Source organism: Streptomyces sp. NPDC026417, assembly GCF_055567695.1.
This window is the reverse complement of record NZ_JBVHPY010000003.1, coordinates 484727-502078: the sequence shown is the minus strand read 5'-3', so window position 1 is coordinate 502078 and position 17352 is coordinate 484727. Positions and strand designations below refer to the sequence as shown.

Sequence of the window (17352 nt, the reverse complement as noted above, 5' to 3'; positions counted from 1 at the left end):
GGCGCATGGGGAGGTAGGGATCGGTGCGGGCGCATGACGGGTGCCTCTCCCGGCTCGGGGGGGAGAGAGAGGGGGGCGGTGGTCGGAGCGCGCCCCCCCCCCCCCCCCCCAGGGCGGCCGCGGTTCTCACTGCATGACGACGGATGCCTGGTCTGCCGTCTCGTGGGAGAAGCCGATCCCGCACAGCACGGTCGACTTGCCGATGTCGCACCTGCCGCTGTCGCGCAGCCGCTCCCCGCCCGGCCGGGGCGCCTCGCGGACGCACTGCAGGACGAGGACGACCCTGCCGCCCTCGTGCCGGCCGCGCACGGAGATCCGCGCTCGCACGCTCCCGGCGTCGGTGTCCTGGCTGACCTCCCTGCCACGCAGCACGACGGTCTGCCGCTCGCCCGAACGCAGGTCCGTCACGACCAGTGCGCCGGACAGCACCGGGTTGCGCCGCTTGTACGAGCGCCAGGCCGCCGCAGACCCCAGCAGGGCGACGAGCAGGACCAGGGGGTACAGCCAGCCGGGCGTACGGCCGGGAACCGTGCCCACCACGTCCACCTCGGTCACCGTGGGCCGGCCGGTGGAGAACGCGGCGTACCCCATCGAGCCGCGCACGGTCCGCGTCCACGGCGAGGCGACGTCGGCGCGGATGCGGACCCCGGCGCGGAAATCACGCGTGCCGGGGACCAGGCTGAACTCGGCGTCCTGGGGCCAGGTCAGCCGGACGTCGACGGTCCGGCTCCGTCCGGGGGCGATCGTCACCGGAGCGGCCGGACCGTGGAGGCGTACCGCCGCGTCTCCGGGGACGGCTTCGGCGTCGAGACGGACCCGCAGCGGGACGTGCCGGGCGTGGGAGGTGAGGGTGACGCGCACGGTCCTGGACCGGGAGCCGGTGCGGTCCCCGGCGGACAGCACCGCCTTGCCCGCGCCGCGCCGCTCGACTCCGTCACCCCGCAAGGAGACGGTGACCTGCTCGCCCTGGTCGACGCGGAGCAGGCTCCGGGCCTTCTCCGCGCGCACCCGCTCCTTGGCGTCGTTGAGTTGCGAGCCCAGTGCCGCGGGGTCGACCGGCAGGGTGCGCGGGGCTCCGAAGGCGCTGCCGAGGACTTCGGAGACCTGTGTGCCGTCGGCGAGCGGCAGACCGTAGCCGATGACGTCGTGATCGGTCCCCAGTGCGGTGTAGCGCTTCCTGAGCTGCTTCCAGGCGGGACTGCCGAGGCGGGCGTACGGGCTGCCGGGCGCGTTGACGGCACCGTCGGTGAGCATCAGCACCGCTCCGACGGGTGCCGCGCTGCGGTCGAGCTGGTCGGCGGCGACATTCAGCGCGGCTCCATGATCACTGGCCAACTCCTTCGCGGAGCTCGGGAGTTCCTCGGACACCAGGTTGCCCGTCTTGTTCGCCGGGGACATGGGGTGCACGACGCTGGTCGCTCGTCCGAAGGTGACGACGGCGACCTCGTCGGCCGGGGTGAGGGTCTTGAGGAAGGCGGCGAGGCGCTTCTTGACGGTCGCGTAGAGCGGCTTCCCGTCGGGTCCCTCGTCCTGCATCGAGCTGGAGGTGTCGACGAGGACGACGTAGGCCGCGGGGACGTCGTCGACCTTCAGCGAGCGGTAGATGCCGTCGCGCGGCAGCGGCTTGTCGTCGGCCGCGGCCGGTGCCGCGCCGGAGGCCGCCAGGGCACCGGCTGTGGCCAGCAGCAGGACGCGGCGCGCAGTCCGCCGGATGGTGTGCATGAGGTGTCCCCCTAGGACGTGCGTGTGCGGATGAGAGGTCCCGGCCCGCCGCCGGGACCGGGCGTGCGGCTACAGACGACCGCGGGCACCGGAATCGAGTCTTCGCAGTCGGTCGATCTCCTCGTCGGCTCGCTTCTGCTTGTGGATCAAGTCCTGGATCTGGCGCGCGTGTTCGGCTCTGCGCTTCTTCAGGCAGCCGATGGCGTGATCGAGGTAGGCCTGCCACAGCGTGGGGTCCGGGCCCCGGCCCAGTGCGCGTTCGAGGCGGCTGCGTTCCTGGTAGGCCTGGTCCTTGCCCGCATAGGACTCCCACACGTCGCAGTAGGCGAGGAGGATGCTCAGGAGCCGCTCGCCGGTCCGGCCCCGGGTCGCCCAGGTCCGCAACGGGGCGCAGAGCTGGTCGTGCCCGACGCCTTCTCGCCGTGCCGTGTACAGCTGAGCCGCGAGCTGACGGCACTCCTCGGGGGAGTCGCCGGCCAGCCGGGCGGCGCGGTACACCCTGCGCAGGGTGAGAGCCGACGCCAGGTCCGGGTGACGCTCGGCGATCCGGTCCAGCCAGTGGGCGTCCTGCTCCGTCTCGTGCCAGTGGGGCTTCTCCGTCAGCCGGGTGACGGCCTCGACGACGACGTGGACGTGGGGGCCGGGCCGCTCCAGCAGCCGCGTGGCGAGTTCCCGGCCGGTGTCGTCTGGCCCCTCGCCGGTGTCCGGGTCGACCGACAGGATTTCCTCCAGCAGCCCCTCCACGATCACCTGCACGTGGCCGCGCACGGCGGGCAGGTCGAGTTCCGCCTGCAGCGTCGAGGCGTAGCCGGTGAGCCGGGTGGTGACGCCGGCGGAGCCCCGCGCCTGGGGTGTCCGCATCAGGACGAAGAAGGCCTCGGGCGGTCGTCCGGTGAGCGTGCACAGGAGGTCCCAGCGGGCGGCGGTCTCCGCTCGCGTCCCGTTCGGCGGGCGTTCCAGCGCGCGGTGGAGCAGTCCTCGGGTGGCTTCCTCGGACGGGTCGCCCGGAGCCCCCTGCCGGGCACAGTCCACCAGCCCCTGGAAGAAGCCGCCGCACAGGATCTGGTCGATGCGCCCGCATGCCGCCGCGGCCGTCAACAGGCGTGCGGCGGACGCTGGATGGGCGGCGACCCACTTCCTCGACGGTTCGGCCGCCGTGGTCCCGGACTCCAGCAGGTCGTACAGCAGGGTGAGTTCCGGGCTCCCGGCCACCTCGGGTGCCGACCCGTCACCGATCCAGCGCAACCAGGCGAGGACCCGCGCAGCCGGTTCGGGCCGGGCGCACACGGCCTGGACGAGTCGGCCGGCGAGCCCCGGAAGGGTGCGCAGTTGGGATTGGGTGAAGGCCATCGTGCCCGGGGTGAAGGGGGCGATGGTGGGGAGGAGTTCGTCGACCACGGGATCCCGCGACTCCGTCGAGGCGCGTTGCCGCACCTCGTGGAGTACGCAGGCCAGTGCCCGGTCCAGGGGGTCCCGGCCCTCCCGGGTGTCGGGGGTCGCCTCCCGGACGGATTCGAAGCCGGTGCGGGCGCTTTCGGGGCTTCCTTCGAGCAGGTCGTTCACGATCTTGTTCCAGAACGCCTCGGACACCTCGGCCTGAGGAAGGTGGCGGGCCATGCTGCTCAGGTCGCTGGAAGGAAGGTCCACTTTGACCGCCGAGAGAAGGGCGACGGAGGCCGGGTCGAACACCTCGTGGCGCAGTGCCTCATCGATCCGCTCGTTGTCCACCACCCGCCCGCCGCGGATCTCCTGGGCGAGCGCCAGCCCGGGGTTGAGCCCCGACAGTACGCGCAGGGCGTCCGCGTGCACGTGTGCCGAGTCGATGTCGAGCGGCGTACGGGATCGGGCGAGGTGCGCGACGACGCTCTCGCCTCCGTGCACCTGCCACGCCCGGACGAGCAGCTCGAAGTAGGAGCGGGCGTCGGGGGACAGACCGGCCAGGTCCGGCAGCCCGCCGCCCCAGGCCAGCCCCCTGACACCCGGCGTGTCGTCGACGACTCCCCAGTACAGCCGCATCGGCACCTGTGACCCGGAGGAGCTGCCGGTCGCGGCGGACAGCGAGCCGCGCAGGCCCAGGGGCAGCATGGCGGCGACACAGTCCAGGACGTGCAGCAGTTCGAGCGGCTCGTAGTTGCGGTCCCCCGTCACCACCACTCTGCCGTCCAGCAGATAGGCGGCGGCCGCAGCGAGCCAGTGGCTGACTTCGGTCACCCGGTCGGTGAAGACGCTGCCGGCGTGGTCGAGGAGCCGGCCGCCCTCCCCCACGGTCAGCCGGGCCGGTGCGCCGTTGAGGGCCGGGAGCAGTGGTGCGGCATCGAGCGCCGCCCTGGCCAATGTGCCCCAGCTGAGACCCAGTTCGTCGACCCTGGCGGTGGGGACCGCGAAATGGGTGATCCGGTGGATCGGCCGGTTCGTGTGGTCTACGGCGTCGGTGCCGTCCAGGAGGAAGATGCCGACGGTGGCGGTCCCGTCCGCGGCCGTGCCCGGTCCGATGGTGATCCAGGGAAGTTGGTCCCCGCGCCCCGGCGTGCCCGGCGACCAGTGGTGGACGGCGGTGTTGAACTCGGCGCTGCGGTCGGGCGGACAGGCCGCCAGCACCTTGTAACCGCTGTTCGTCCGGGGCTCCTTGCCCCACAGGGCCCAGTCGGCCGTCAGTCCCGGTGGCATGGCGTGGTCTCCTCTCGTGCGATGGGGTCAGGCCTGCCGGGGGCCGACGCCCCGGAGGAAGAGGAAGGGCTCGAGGATGTTCACCGGCCGGGGCGGCGCGACCAGCCGTACGGCGTCCTCCACGGGGTTCACCAGCGACGGGTTCTCGAAGTCGAAGCCGCGCTCGGGATCGATCCAGAAGCCGACGGCGGAGCATACGAAGTACCCGACGCGCTCGGGGGCGAAGAACAGCTCGATCTGCTGCTGGATCTCGCGCAGACTCCCCTGCGGGAAGGCCTGGCACAGTCCGTCGAACAGCCGCTTGGCATCCATGACTTCGGGCTGGCCCGTACGCGGGTTCAGCCGGACATTGCCCTGTTCGCAGGCGAAGCGGAAGACCCGGTCGTCGTCGAACTTGGCGAGGCAGACGGCGATGCTGTGGGGCAGTTGGTTGCCGTGCCGCTCGCCGCGCATGTTGACTTCGGTGGCCACTCCTCCGAGGACGTCGGTGAAGAAGTCCGCGTTCTGGCGGGCGTCGTCACCGAGCGGTCCGTCGTCGCCGTTGACCTGCCACTCCCGGACAGGGTCCACGACGTACACCATCGCCCGGGCCGCTCCCAGGTCCTTGATGAGTTTGCCGCCCAGCGCCGCTCCGGTCTGGGACCGCAGGTCGAAAGCCTCTCCCGGCAGATCCCGGAGTGTCACCTTGAACTCCGTGATGTCACGGCTGTCGGTCCCGCGCCGCCAGCGCCGCCGGCCGCCGCGGGAGAACCGTGTCCCGGTCAGGTCGCCGGCGAGTGTGAAGCGGACCGGCCGTTGCTCGGTCAGTGTGGCGTTCGGGAACGTCCGGTCGCGGTAGAGGATGTGCGCCAGGTCGCTGAGGAACTTCTGCGAGGCGTGGTCCTCCGGCCACATGCTCCACTTCCCGTACATGGGGTCCTGCACGGCACGGGACAGGGCGGCCAGCAGTGTCGACTTGCCGCTCCCCATGCCGCCCCACAGGGTGATCGTCGACTCCGGGGCGGATCCGGGGTTCTCGGCGCCCTGCTGGCCCGCTTCCTGCCGGTCGGACTTTCCCGCGGGCGCCTTGGCCGGTTTGTCGCTCCGGCCGTTCTTCTCGAGTTTCTCCATGAAGACCGGCGGGGCCTCGGTCCTGCGCTCGGCGTCCGCGGGGGGTGCGCCGGGCGCCCTCGCCTTGTCGTCGCGGGGCGCGGCGGGCGCCGGCAGGGACAGGGCGGGAGGCCCTCCGGTCGCGGCGGCGGGGCCGGCGGAGGTGGCAGCCGGAGATCCCGCCGGGGCCTGGACGGGAGCCGCCGGAAGCGCCGCCCGACCGCCGACCAGCGTGGAGGGGTCCCAGACGGCGAACGGCCCCTCGCCCGTCCTGTCGCGCTTCTTCCGCTCCGGCTTCTCCTCGCCGCTGCGCTCGGCTCGTTCGTCTTCCATGACCATGGTGGTGTCCCCCATTTCGGCGGCGGAAGGGTCCGCCGCGCGGTGGTTGCCCGCAACCGCACGTTCCTGGTGAGCGATTGCGTACTGGTGCCGTCAGCCGGCCGCCGCGGGCCGCCAGTCGCCGCTCGCACCGTCCGACACGACCAGCCGGATCGGGCTGCCGTCCTCGGGCAGGCAGAGGGCCGGCGCGGCGACCGCGGAGGCGATGAGACGGGGGTCGTGTCCCGCCGGGAAGCGGCCCTCGGCCCCGAACAGGTCCCAGGCCCGGCCCGCCCACTGCGCGAGGTGGGGCTCGCCCGCCAGCCGGTCCATCCACACCGGTTCGTCGACGACCGCGAAGCAGGTCACGCCGTCGTAGTGGCGCAGGGACTCCAGAGCGCTCTCCCACTCCAGCCGGTCCGGACAGATGCGCACCGCCGCGCCGCGCCGGAGCACCTGTGGTGGCCGACTGTGCGGATGGGGCGGCCGGGAGCCGACGACGAGCAGTACCCGGTGACTGTCCGGCCGCCACGCGTCGCGCCAGTGGGCGAGTTCGTGGGGTACGTGTTCCAGTCCGGTGGCGAAGTCGTGCCGCAGGGCGCTGCTCTGCCAGTCGGCCAGTACGTGTGCGGCGGTCCGGGCGGGCGACAGGCCCACGCGGTGCACGAGCGGGTCGCTGTGGTGCCGCCGGTCGAGCGGCGCGTGGTCGCGGTAGCCGATCAGTCCGACCCGAAGTGCGCTCTCGTCGCCGACGGCGTCCCGGACGGCCGCGACGACGGCTGCCGCTTCCTGCAGCCGCTCCTCCACGGCCACTCCGCCGTCGGCCTGTGGTCCCGCCGTCTCGACCGCGAGCACCAGGTCGACGGGGCGGGGTCTGGAGAGGCGTCGCGGGGTGCAGAGCGCCAGGGCGGGCCAGGGCGACGTCTCCGGCTCGTGTCGGCCGCCGTAGTCGAGCTCGACCCTGCCCGGTCCGGCGAGCCGGTAGTTCAGTGCGACGCGGGCGCCGGGCGGCAGCTCCAGCCGGTCCATGCGCACCGGTCGCCACAGTGCCGCCGGTTCTTCGCGCCCGGCCGAGACGACCGCCGCGACACTCTGCCCGGCGCCGGCGCCCCCGGGCGGCGCGGCCACGGGCACGGGCACCAGGGGACCACCGGCGCCGGTGGCATCGCTCCGGCGGCTGCCCGCCGGGAAGAGGACCCGTCGTACCAGTCCGACCATGCCCGACACTCCGTCGACGCGGGCCCCGGCGAGCCAGATGGAATGCCGCAGGGGAAGCCCGGCGAGGAGGTCGCCCGGTGTCTGCGGCCAGTGGGCGGGCAGCCTCAGACGCAGCACAGGTCCGTCGTCGTCCCTGAGCGATTCGGCGGCCCGCTCCACGGGCAGCCAGCCCGCGGCGCGTACGACCAGCAGGAGCGGCCCGGTCCGATGCGCCGACCGATGGGCGAGAGCTTGCAGGTGCCACCCGAGCGGAGTGGCGATGTCCATGGGTTCGGTGTCGGTGCCGGGGGCCGTGCCGCCCGACGTTCTTCGGGACACATGAGCCGTGCGGCCCGGACCGGAGCGATCCTCGTCGCTTCCAGCCGCCCCGCCCGCCAGCAGAAAGAGCTGTCGCGGCCGCTCGGCGGGAAACCCCTCGTCGGCGGTCGCGAGATTCGCCCACGTCGATTCGGTGAGCTGCCGTACGTCCGGCCCCGAACCCGCCGAGTCGTAGGACACCCGGCTCAGGCGGAGCCGCTCGCAGCCGACCTCGAGAATGGTCATTGCCGGAAAACGCCCGCAGGCAAAGGACGTGAGTATCCAACCGAGGCCCGACCTCTTTACACGGGACCTTTCTCCCGCCAATACGTCGTGCCAGTCGCGGCGCCAGACCTGCGGCGCGGGAGGAGGGCACCCCAACAGGTCGGCCACCGTTCCGTGTTCCGGTACGGCGGGTACCGATTCGGGGTCTGCACGTGCCGCGTCGAGTACGTCCGCCACGCGAAGTGCCGCGAGCAGATTCGCGCCCTGCCCGGCTCTGATGGTGTTCACCCGCACGATTCCCCCGCCCCCACCGCGGCCTGCCGGTGCGTCAATTCCGCATCCGTTCACCGCTGTTCACCGTGCTTCAGACATGGCTGTGCCCTGGTGCGCAGGCACGGTTCTGATGACACGTTCCCCCGGAGTCCCCACTCCGCTTATGCGCCACACTAATAGGCACGCGAAGACCGTCGCAGGGATTTCGGCAGCGATTCAACAACATTCGGCCAGGCCGACATGGCACCCCCTTCCACGCCGAACACACGACCGGGATATTCGAATGCGCTCGACTTGAATCGCTCACAAGGAATCTGGAACTGGCACGGCACGGCACATTTGTTCGCACTGCATGACGGATTTCAAAAATACGTCCGAAAGACTGCGCAGTTGCCGGAGCCGCCGGCTGCCCCTTCCGGTGCGTCCAGCCGTACCCGCCGTTCTGCTCGGCCGTGGCCACGCGTCGGCTCGACCGTGCCCGCCTGCGCCGCCTGACCGGCCGGGCGCGTGAACACGGGCCACGGGATCGGAGCCCCGGACGCCTGCCGCCCGTCCTCGCCTTGCCGAACCGGCAACAAGGTTGGCGTGAGCGGGAGGCGTTGCCCGACAGTGGGCCCGTGACCGACCACACTTCACGCGAAGCGCCCGCGACCGATGCGTCCCTGCCTCACGACACGTACGTCGGAGACCCCGCGGTACGACAGGAGTGGGACGACCGCTACTCCGAGCGACAGCAACTCTGGAGCGGACAGCCCAACGGAGCACTTGCCGCCGAAGTCGCGGGGCTGCCAGCCGGGCGGGCCCTCGACGTCGGGTGCGGCGAGGGCGCGGACACCGTCTGGCTCGCCCGCCGCGGCTGGGACGTGACCGCACTCGAGGTCTCGGGCGTGGCACTGGAGCGAGCCGCCGGACACGCCCGGGACGCCGGCCTCACCGTGCGCTGGGTGCACGCCGCGTTGACGGAGGCGGCGCTGACGCCCGGCTCCTTCGACCTGGTGTCCGCGCAGTACCCGGCCCTGCTGCGCACCCCGGACGCCGCGGCGGAGCGAGCGTTGCTCTCGGCCGTGGCGCCCGGCGGCGTGCTCCTGGTCGTCCATCACGCCGGCATGGACACCCAGCAGGTCCACGACAGCGGCTTCGACCCGGCCGACTACGTCTGGCCCTCGATGATCTCCGGCCTGCTCGACGAGGACTGGGAGATCGAGGTCGACGAACAGCGGCCGCGCGTGGCGCCGGACGGCGGCGCGGGCGCGCACCACACCGACGACCTGGTCCTGCGGGCACGACGGCTCCGCTAGGTCCTGTCGGGCAGCCCCGCGACCCGCTCGCCCGCCGCGTCCCAGGCGGCCTCGCGGCGTCCCATCGTTCGGGCGCTGCCGGGGACGGCCGTCGAGACCGTGCCCGGCATCACCGCCATGCAGGCGTCACGCCCACTCAGCGGCGATGCGGGCGGCGTGCTTTCGAGCTGCAGCCCTGGTCCCGTCCACTTGGAATCCAAGGTGGGCCGGCTGTATCCGATCGACTACCCGTCACGGATACGCGTCCGGTATGACCCGGGCCGACCCCGACGCGCCCGTCTGCAGGGCTACGGCGAACCCGGCCTGCTCGCCTGCCTGGCGAGCGGGGCCGGAATGGCCTTCCTCACCGTGGCGCTGTTCGTGGACCTCTTCACCTGACGGTCCTCCGCACCACCGGCCCTCCGGCCCGGGCCCGGGAACGGCTTCTCGATCGGGCCGACGGCGAGGGCCGGTCCCGCCGCGAGGTGGAGGACGGCTCAGTACAGCACCCGCAGGGCGCCGGGAAGTACGCGGGCGGTGAGGGGGAGGACGGCGTCGACCTCCCCGTCCGCGCCATAGGGGACCTCCCGGTCCGACTCGATACGGATCTCCCGGCCCTGAAGGACGCGCACCTCGGGTCGCCGGACATGTGCCCCCGAGGCCAGCTCGTTCATCAGGGTGAAGAAGAGCCGTCGCGGCGCTTCGCGGATCATCACCACGTCGAGCAGCCCGTCGTCCACCCGTGCCCCGGGAGCGATCATGCGACCGGAGCCGTAGTAGGGCGAGTTGGCCGCCACGACGGTGTAGCCGCGGTGGGTGTGCCGCTCGCCGTCGACGGTGACCTGGTAGGTGGCCGCCCGCCAGCTTGCCACGGCGCGCAGGCCGCCCGCGTAGTAGGAGGCGGCACCGCGCAGCAGCTTCGCCTCGTTGGCGTGGCGGTTGGCGAGCGCGTCGACGCCCGCGTAGACACTGCCGAGGACGACCGTGCCGGGGTGCATGGCCGACTCCACCTGGACGGTGTCCACGGCGCGCGGCGGCCCGTGCAGCAGAATACGGGCCAACTCGGCAGGATCCGAGGGGAGTTGCAGGGCACGTGCGAAGTCGTTGCCGCGACCGGCGGGTACGAGGCCGAAGAGGGTGTCGGAGCCGCTGAGGGCGCCGCCGATGCCACCGGCCATGCCGTCGCCCCCCACCGCCAGGACGACGCGCTGCCGGGCACCCGCCCCGCGGGCGAGGTCCTGGGCATGGGCCAGGCTGCGGCTGTACTCGGTCTCCAGCTCGGCCCCCGCTTCCCGGAGCAACCGGGCCACCTGCAGCAGCGCCGCGGCCCCGGTGGATCCGCCCGCGCTGGGGTTGACGATGGCGGTGAACTGTCGCATCGGGGTGCCTCCGGGACGCAGGGTGGGGGATCGCGGGCTGACGGTCGAGGGCAAGGTCAGTCGACCGGGAGGAGCACGCCGGGGTTGAGCAGCCCGGCGGGGTCCAGCCGCTGTTTGACCGCCCGCAGGGCCGCGATACCGAGTTCGCCGGCTTCCCGGACGTACCAGTCGCGGTGGTCGGTCCCCACACCGTGGTGATGGGTGATGGTGCCGCCCGCCGCATCGATGGCCTCGTTCGCGGCGCGTTTGGCAGGCGCCCAGTGCGCCACGGGGTCCTCGCCCTGCGCCGAGACCACGGTGAAGTACAGGGAGGCGCCGTTCTCGTAGACGTGGGAGATGTGGCACATCACGAGCGGCAGGGTGCCCGCCTCGGTGAGGCGGGAGGTGAGCGCGTCCTTGACCGAGGCGTACAGCTCGGGGATGCGGGACCAGAAGGCGGCGGTCTCCAGGGTCTCCGCGAAGGCTCCCGCGTCCAGCAGCGCGTCGCGCAGGTAGGGCGCCGAGTAGCGGCCGTGCGCCCAGCGTTGGCCCGGTGCCTCGCCGAGGTAGGTGCCGCCGCACTCGCGGAGGACGGCTGCGGCCTGCTCACTGCGGTGCCCGGTGTCCTGAGCGGTGCCCTCGTACCCGGCGACGGCGATGCAGCCGGCACCCTGGGGGGCGTCCTGGGAACCGATCGCGTCGGGCTGCGCGAGGCCGACGAACGTCTCCGTCTCGTCGGACAGGCGCAGCACCGTGGGGCGCGGTCCGTCCTGGGCCAGGCGGCGCAGCGCCGCGGCGCCCTCCTCGAAGGAGTCGAAGCGCCAGCCCTCGTAGCGCCGTGTCTCCGGCTGCGGGCGGAGGCGGACGGTGACGGAGGTGATGACGCCGAAGGCCCCCTCGGATCCCAGGATCAGCTGGCGCAGGTCGGGTCCGGCCGCGGAGCGCGGGGCGCGGCCGACGTCGAGGGTGCCTTCGGGCGTGGCCAGCGTGAGACCGAGGACCATCTCGTCGAAGCGTCCGTAGCCGGCGGACGCCTGCCCGCTGGAGCGGGCCGCGGCGAATCCGCCGATCGTCGCCCACTCGTAGGACTGCGGGAAGTGGCCCAGGGTGAATCCGTGCTCGGCGAGCAGCGCCTCCGCCTGCGGTGCACGCAGCCCGGGCTGCAGGGTGGCGGTGCGGGAGACGGGGTCCAGGGCGAGCAGGCCGTCCATGCGGCGCAGGTCCAGGGCGATGAAGGGGCGCCGCTGCTCGGGGGCGAGGCCGCCGACCACCGAGGTGCCTCCGCCGAACGGGACGAGGGCCAGGTCGTGGGCCGCGCAGATCCGCAGCACGTGCAGGACCTCGTCGTGGCTCGCGGGCAGGACCACCGCGGCCGGGATGTCGTCGACGTCGCCGGCCCGGATGCGCAGCAGATCAGGGGTGGACTTCCCGCGGGTGTGCCGGATGCGGGTCTCGGCGTCGGTGCGCACGAGCGCCGGGTCGCCGACGGCCTCGGCCAGCTCCCGGCTCGCGGCCGCGTCCAGCGGTGACGCGGGTACGGGGATGTCCTCGAGGGCGACCGGTGCGCTGTCGGCGGGCTTGACCCCGAGCAGGTCGCGCAGCAGCCCGATCACCGTGTCGGGCAGCGACGTGGCTTTGGCGGGGTCTCCCCAGCCGCTCCACAGCATGTCCATGGGGTTGTTCCTCACCGGTCGGATGCAGGGGTGCCGTGCGCCGCGGAACGCGGCAGCGGACCGTTCCGAACACGAAGTGCTGTCCCACGGCCTCACGGCGCGTTACACTGTGACACATGACGCCTATTCGTCACAACGGTTCGGACGACACCTCCGCGGGGGATCCCGTCCTGGACGCGGTACGCGACTGCGTGCTGGCCGTCGGTGTGCGCCGAACGACGCTCACCGACGTGGCCCGTCGGGCCGGGGTCTCCCGGATGACGCTCTACCGGCGCTGGCCCGACGTGCGGTCGCTGGTCGGCGACCTGATGACCCGGGAGTGGGTCCAGGCGGCCAGCCAGGCCATGCCCGAGCGCCGGCCGGACACGCCCGCACGCGCTCTGATCGTCGACGGCCTGGTCGCCGGAGTACGGGCCTTCCGCGCCCACCCGCTGTTCCGCAAGATCATCGACGTGGACCCCGAACTGCTCCTGCCCTACATGCTCGACCGCCGCGGAGCCAGCCAGGAGGCACTCCTGGAGCTGATCCGCGGCACCCTGCGAGAGGGTCACGCCGACGAATCGGTACGCGCGGGTCACGCCGACCGGCAGGCCCGGGCCCTGCTGCTGATCGTGCAGTCCTTCACCCTCTCGCTGCGCACCATGACCGACGAGGACGACCCGGACCTGAACAGCGACGCGTTCCTCGCGGAATTGCGGACCATCCTGGAGAGGACCCTGACGCCATGAGCACCAGCAGGAGCCCGTCCGACCCGGCGCAGGCGCCCGGTTCGTCCCTGTCCGCCGCACGCCGCGCCCGCGAGCTGTCCCGGACCGTCGGCGGGCCCCCGGTGGACCTCCTGGTGGTCGGCCTCGGCGCGACCGGGGCCGGAGTCGCCCTGGACGCCGCGGCGCGCGGCCTGACCGTCGCCGCCGTCGACGCGCACGACCTGGCCTTCGGAACCTCGCGCTGGAGCTCCAAGCTCATCCACGGCGGGCTGCGCTATCTCGCCTCCGCCCAACTCGACGTCGCTCACGAAAGCGCCGTCGAACGCGGCATCCTCATGGAACGCACCGCCCCCCACCTGGTGCACGCCCAGCCCTTCGTCCTGCCGCTCACTCCCCTGGTGTCCCGCGGACAGGCCGCCCTGGCCCAGGCCGGCTTCCGCGCGGGCGACGTCCTGCGCCTGGCGGCGCGCACGTCCCGCGCCACGCTGCCCGCTCCCCGACGCCTGTCCGCGGTGGAGACCCGCACGCTCGCCCCCGCCCTTCGCTCCACCGGACTGCGCGGCGGACTGCTGTCCTTCGACGGCCGTCTCACCGACGACGCGCGGCTGGTCACCGCCGTCGCCCGCACGGCAGCCGCCCGCGGCGCCCGCGTCCTGACCCGGGTGCGAGCGCTGGAGCTGACCGGACGCGGTGCCCGTGTCCGCGACGAACTCACCGGGGAGGAGGGCGAGATCCGTGCCCGCGCCGTGATCAACGCCTCCGGCGTGTGGGCCGGCAGCCTGGTCGACGGCATCCGCATCCGGCCCTCGCGCGGCACCCACCTCGTGCTGCGGACCGAGCACCTGGGCTCCCTGCCCGCCGGGCTGCACATCCCCGTCCCCGGGGAGACCAACCGGTTCGTGCTCGTCCTTCCGCAGGGCGACGGCCGCATCTACGTGGGGCTGACCGACGAGCCCGTCGACGGCGAGATCCCGGACGTTCCCGAGGTGCCCGACACCGACATCGGGTTCCTCCTCGACGTCCTGAACTCCGCGCTGGACATCCCCGTCCACCGGGAAGACGTGGTGGGGGCCTTCGCCGGACTGCGCCCCCTGCTGGACACCACCCCGGCGGGCACCACGGCGGCCAGGACCGCCGACATCTCCCGCCGACACGCCGTGCACACCTCGCCCGACGGCGTGGTCACCGTGGTCGGCGGCAAGCTCACGACGTATCGCCGCATGGCCCAGGACGCCGTGGACGCGGCCGTCGCCGCGCACCACCTCGGCGCGGGGCCCTCCCCCACCGCCTCGCTCCCGCTGGTCGGCGCCGCCCCGCCCGACGTCCTGGCCTCCCTGCAGGCGCCACCCCGCCTGATCCGGCGCTACGGCACCGAGGCGCCCGCCGTGCACGCCCTGGGCACGCGGGACCCGCGTCTGCACGCACCCGTCCTGGAGGGGCACCCCGTCACCCACGCCGAGCTGGCCTGGGCCGTACGCCACGAGGGCGCGCTCGACGAAGGGGATCTCCTCGACCGCCGCACCCGCATCGGGCTGGTCCCGCAGGACCGCGCGAGGGCCGTGGACGCGGCGCGCGACGCCCTCGGCGAGAGCCTCGGCTGCGGATGAGCCACCCCCTCGCGCCGTGCGACCGCCGGCACGGCGCGAGGGATGCCGGCCGAACGCCGGTTTTCGCACGCCGGTGGCTTCCGGCGACTCCACGTGGGCGGCACCGGGCGCGCCATCCGTGGCGCCGCTCTTCCCGGACGCCGATACTGGACGTGTTGCCGCGATCGATCGCGGCGGTCAGGTACCGAGGACCACCTCAAGGCCCGCGGGGAGCAGTCCCCGCCGGACGAACCGAGAGCATCGGGTACTGATCATGCGGAAGCTCATTGCGTGGGCGTTCATGTACTCGCTGGACGGCCTCCTCGCCGACGAGGGCACCGAATACTGGCAGTTCTGCTTCGGCCTGCCCCCCGACGCCGCCGCCCTGCAGCAGAAGATGGATGTCTACCGGAGCGCGTACGCGCACATCATGGGCCGTACGTCGTACGAGGCGATGGCCGAAGCCCTGCCGACGGCCGACCACCCGCTGGCGCCCGTCATGAATGCCGCGCACAAGGTCGTCTTCTCCCGCACCCTTCGGACGGCGGAGTGGGCCAACACCACCATCACCGCCGGTGACACGACGGAAGAGGTCGATCGTCTGCGACGAGGCGGTGAGGGCCACATCGTGGTCTGGGGCGGTGTCGGGTTCTGGCGGTCGCTCATGCAACTCGACCTGATCGACGAGTTCCGCATTGACCTGCACCCCTACGTCGCGGGTGAGGGTACCCGGCTGTTCGAAGGCGTCCCCCGGTCCTATCGGCTCGACCTGGTCTCCACCACCGAGTTCCACAACGGGGTCGTCGGGCTGCACTACCGCCGGCACCGCTGACGCCGGGCCACCAGTCCGCAACGGACCGCTTGCGCCGCTCGGTTGCCCGGGAGGGCATGCCAACGCACGGACGGTGCAGGCAGGTTCGAGCAGGGCGACCGGGATCCCCTACGGCTCGGGTACTCACCCGAATTCTGAGTACGGATGCGGTGCCACCCGGTCGCAGCGGCCTGCTGGGATGGGCCCATGACGACACCACCGGCCCCCGCCCCGCACACCGACGCCCCCGCTCCGCGGACCGGGCGAGCCCTCGTGGCGCTGACCGTCGGCGGTGCGGTGACGGTGCTCGCCCTCGCGGCACTTGCCATGGGCTGCGAGTCGCTCGGCGGTGGTCGGGTCATGTCGGAATCGGCCTTCCGCGAGCACATGCGCCGCACCCAGGAAGCCGGGGAGGACGCGGTGCGCCGGCTGGGCATCGACCCGAACTCGGTGATCGACGACATGGGGATGTCCAGCGCGTCCTGCGCGGACGACTTCGGAGCGGACTCGGGTGGGGTGACCCGCGACCAGCCGACGCTGACCTGGGCTCCTGAATTCGCCGACCGTGCGGCGTACAGGGCAGCGGTGGAAACTCTCCGCAAGGCGTGGTCCGCGCAGGGGATGACCGTGGAGTCCCTCCCCGCACGGGCGAAGGGTGAGCCCGGTGCCGGACTGCCCGGCGTCAGCGCGACGACCGACGACGGCATCGAACTGTACTTCCGGTCCGACTGGTACTCCGGCGAGCCGACCCTGGTAGCCGACGGCGGATGCGTGCGGCACGAGGGAATCACGGTGGACTGGGAGTGACAGTGGACCGGAGGTGGTTGCAACTCCCTTCCCGGTGAAAGGACTTCACCGCACCCGGCCGACGCGTCGTGCATCGGCCGGCACGGAGAATATCCTCGCCCCTCACCGCACCGGCCACTAACGTCGGCGTCCATGAAGCAGCGAAGGCAGAAGAAGCTCTCACGGCACCTCTTCGCCGCGATCCTGTCGGATGACGCCGCGCGTGTCTCGGCCCTCCTCCGGGCGGGAGCCGACCCCGACCGAGAGGACAGCGAGGGGACCACCCCGCTCTACGAGGCATGTGTGAACGGCAGTGCCGAGATCGCCCGCCTGCTGCTGGCCGCCGGAGCCTCGCCGGATGCCGAAAGCAGCGGCATCGGCGCTCAAGGCACCCCTTTGTGTGCGGCCTCCTGCTGGGGGCACACGGCGGCCGTGCGGGAACTGCTCGCCCACGGTGCCGATCCGAACCGGCGGGAGGATCACGGAACCGGCTGGCCCCCCTTGAAGTGGGCCCACAACGGCCCCCACCACGACACCGCGGCCGTCCTCATCACGGCGGGCGCGACCCCGACCGACTAGAGGCATGTCACATTCTCGACCGCTGTGCCGTCCTCCTGTTGCAGCACAGTTCAGATCCATACGAGGAGAGATGACCCGTGTCGACATCCGGAGCAACCAGCAACAGGGACACGCTCGACCGTTTCCACGCCGCCATGAACGGCGGGGACCCCGACGGCATCGCGAGGGCCATCGACGAGTTCGTCGCCCCGGACGTGCTCTTCGACCAGCCCGTGCCCACGGGCTCGACGGGGACCGAGGCCCTGAAACAGGTGTGGAAGAAGCTCCTGCAGGCGTTCCCCGACATCCATGTCACCGTCGAGGAGACGATCGCCGAGGGCGACAAGCTCGTCTCCAGGAACACGGTGACCGGAACGCACCAGGGCGAGTACCAGGGTCTGCCGCCCACCGGGAAGTCCGTCACCTACAGCGAGATCTTCATCCTCCGCTTCACCGAGGGCAGGATCGCCGAGATCCGCGGCGTCGTCGATGTGCTCACGCAACTGCGTCAACTCGGCGCGCTTCCGTCCTGATCACTTCAGCGGCCCCGGCGAGCCGTTGAGGCCCGTACATCCAGCTCGTCCGGACCGCGCTTCCCGCTGCCGGCGCATTCGCGCAGGTGAAACCCCGGATCCCCAAATCCTGAGGATCCGCGGAGCTGTGGTCCGTCCGCCCCGGGGGGGGGGGGGGGGGAGGGGGGGGGGGGGGAACGCACGCCCGGGAAGAGTGCCCCCCCGTTTCTTGGATGCTCTCCCCCGTATACGCCTGCCCCGGAGAACAAAGGGCG

Annotated in this window: 15 protein-coding genes; 8 read left to right on the top strand and 7 right to left on the bottom strand. The window is 72.4% G+C overall.

Annotated features, from left to right (window positions below; all coding sequences use genetic code 11):
* Positions 1 to 126: 126 nt before the first annotated feature.
* The 4 genes from ACZ4NT_RS07550 to ACZ4NT_RS07535 all read right to left on the bottom strand — a co-directional run bounded on the left by ACZ4NT_RS07550 (position 127) and on the right by ACZ4NT_RS07535 (position 7557).
* Positions 127 to 1722 (bottom strand): VWA domain-containing protein, encoded by a 1596-nt coding sequence (locus ACZ4NT_RS07550; RefSeq protein WP_467724127.1) that lies wholly within the window; start codon positions 1720 to 1722, stop codon positions 127 to 129.
* A 69-nt stretch (positions 1723 to 1791) separates the two neighbouring features.
* Positions 1792 to 4389 (bottom strand): hypothetical protein, encoded by a 2598-nt coding sequence (locus ACZ4NT_RS07545; RefSeq protein WP_467724126.1) that lies wholly within the window; start codon positions 4387 to 4389, stop codon positions 1792 to 1794.
* A gap of 27 nt (positions 4390 to 4416) precedes the next feature.
* A complete protein-coding gene (locus tag ACZ4NT_RS07540) occupies positions 4417 to 5811 on the bottom strand; it encodes a hypothetical protein (protein WP_467724124.1) in 1395 nt (464 codons plus the stop codon).
* Between the two features lie 99 nt (positions 5812 to 5910).
* The gene (locus tag ACZ4NT_RS07535) at positions 5911 to 7557 is read right to left on the bottom strand and encodes a hypothetical protein (protein WP_467724121.1); all 1647 of its coding nucleotides are present in this window, start codon (positions 7555 to 7557) and stop codon (positions 5911 to 5913) included.
* Between the two features lie 869 nt (positions 7558 to 8426).
* Between ACZ4NT_RS07535 and ACZ4NT_RS07530 the strand changes: the two genes are divergently transcribed.
* Positions 8427 to 9107: a class I SAM-dependent methyltransferase gene (locus tag ACZ4NT_RS07530; protein WP_467724119.1), complete on the top strand. Its 681-nt coding sequence runs from the start codon at positions 8427 to 8429 to the stop codon at positions 9105 to 9107.
* Here ACZ4NT_RS07530 and ACZ4NT_RS07525 read toward each other — a convergent pair.
* Positions 9104 to 9226: a hypothetical protein gene (locus ACZ4NT_RS07525; RefSeq protein WP_467724117.1), complete on the bottom strand. Its 123-nt coding sequence runs from the start codon at positions 9224 to 9226 to the stop codon at positions 9104 to 9106. The two genes, ACZ4NT_RS07530 and ACZ4NT_RS07525, sit on opposite strands and share 4 nt — an antisense overlap.
* Positions 9227 to 9296: 70 nt before the next feature.
* On the opposite strand from ACZ4NT_RS07525, the gene ACZ4NT_RS07520 reads away from it, so the two are divergent.
* A complete protein-coding gene (locus ACZ4NT_RS07520; RefSeq protein ID WP_467724115.1) occupies positions 9297 to 9485 on the top strand; it encodes a hypothetical protein in 189 nt (62 codons plus the stop codon).
* Positions 9486 to 9583: 98 nt separating this feature from the next.
* Here the strand turns inward: ACZ4NT_RS07520 and ACZ4NT_RS07515 are convergent, their stop codons facing one another.
* Positions 9584 to 10465, bottom strand: coding sequence for a YegS/Rv2252/BmrU family lipid kinase (locus ACZ4NT_RS07515; protein WP_121407861.1), 882 nt, complete (start codon positions 10463 to 10465; stop codon positions 9584 to 9586).
* 56 nt (positions 10466 to 10521) lie between these two features.
* Positions 10522 to 12117 (bottom strand): FAD-binding oxidoreductase, encoded by a 1596-nt coding sequence (locus tag ACZ4NT_RS07510; protein ID WP_467724113.1) that lies wholly within the window; start codon positions 12115 to 12117, stop codon positions 10522 to 10524.
* A 116-nt stretch (positions 12118 to 12233) separates the two neighbouring features.
* Here ACZ4NT_RS07510 and ACZ4NT_RS07505 point away from each other — a divergent pair, with 116 nt between their 5' ends.
* The 6 genes from ACZ4NT_RS07505 to ACZ4NT_RS07480 all read left to right on the top strand — a co-directional run bounded on the left by ACZ4NT_RS07505 (position 12234) and on the right by ACZ4NT_RS07480 (position 17098).
* Entirely contained in the window at positions 12234 to 12845 is a 612-nt protein-coding gene (locus ACZ4NT_RS07505) for a TetR/AcrR family transcriptional regulator (protein ID WP_121407863.1), read from the top strand.
* The gene (locus tag ACZ4NT_RS07500; RefSeq protein WP_467724111.1) at positions 12842 to 14431 is read left to right on the top strand and encodes a glycerol-3-phosphate dehydrogenase/oxidase; all 1590 of its coding nucleotides are present in this window, start codon (positions 12842 to 12844) and stop codon (positions 14429 to 14431) included. The genes ACZ4NT_RS07505 and ACZ4NT_RS07500 overlap by 4 nt, the downstream gene beginning before the upstream one ends.
* A gap of 253 nt (positions 14432 to 14684) precedes the next feature.
* Complete coding sequence (locus ACZ4NT_RS07495; protein WP_467724109.1) at positions 14685 to 15242, top strand: dihydrofolate reductase family protein; 558 nt, start codon at positions 14685 to 14687, stop codon at positions 15240 to 15242.
* Positions 15243 to 15428: 186 nt separating this feature from the next.
* Complete coding sequence (locus ACZ4NT_RS07490; RefSeq protein WP_147464416.1) at positions 15429 to 16028, top strand: hypothetical protein; 600 nt, start codon at positions 15429 to 15431, stop codon at positions 16026 to 16028.
* Between the two features lie 132 nt (positions 16029 to 16160).
* Positions 16161 to 16586 carry an ankyrin repeat domain-containing protein gene (locus ACZ4NT_RS07485; protein ID WP_121407867.1) on the top strand — a complete coding sequence of 142 codons (426 nt, stop codon included), beginning with the start codon at positions 16161 to 16163 and terminating at the stop codon, positions 16584 to 16586.
* A 77-nt stretch (positions 16587 to 16663) separates the two neighbouring features.
* The gene (locus ACZ4NT_RS07480; protein WP_467724106.1) at positions 16664 to 17098 is read left to right on the top strand and encodes an ester cyclase; all 435 of its coding nucleotides are present in this window, start codon (positions 16664 to 16666) and stop codon (positions 17096 to 17098) included.
* Positions 17099 to 17352: the final 254 nt, after the last annotated feature.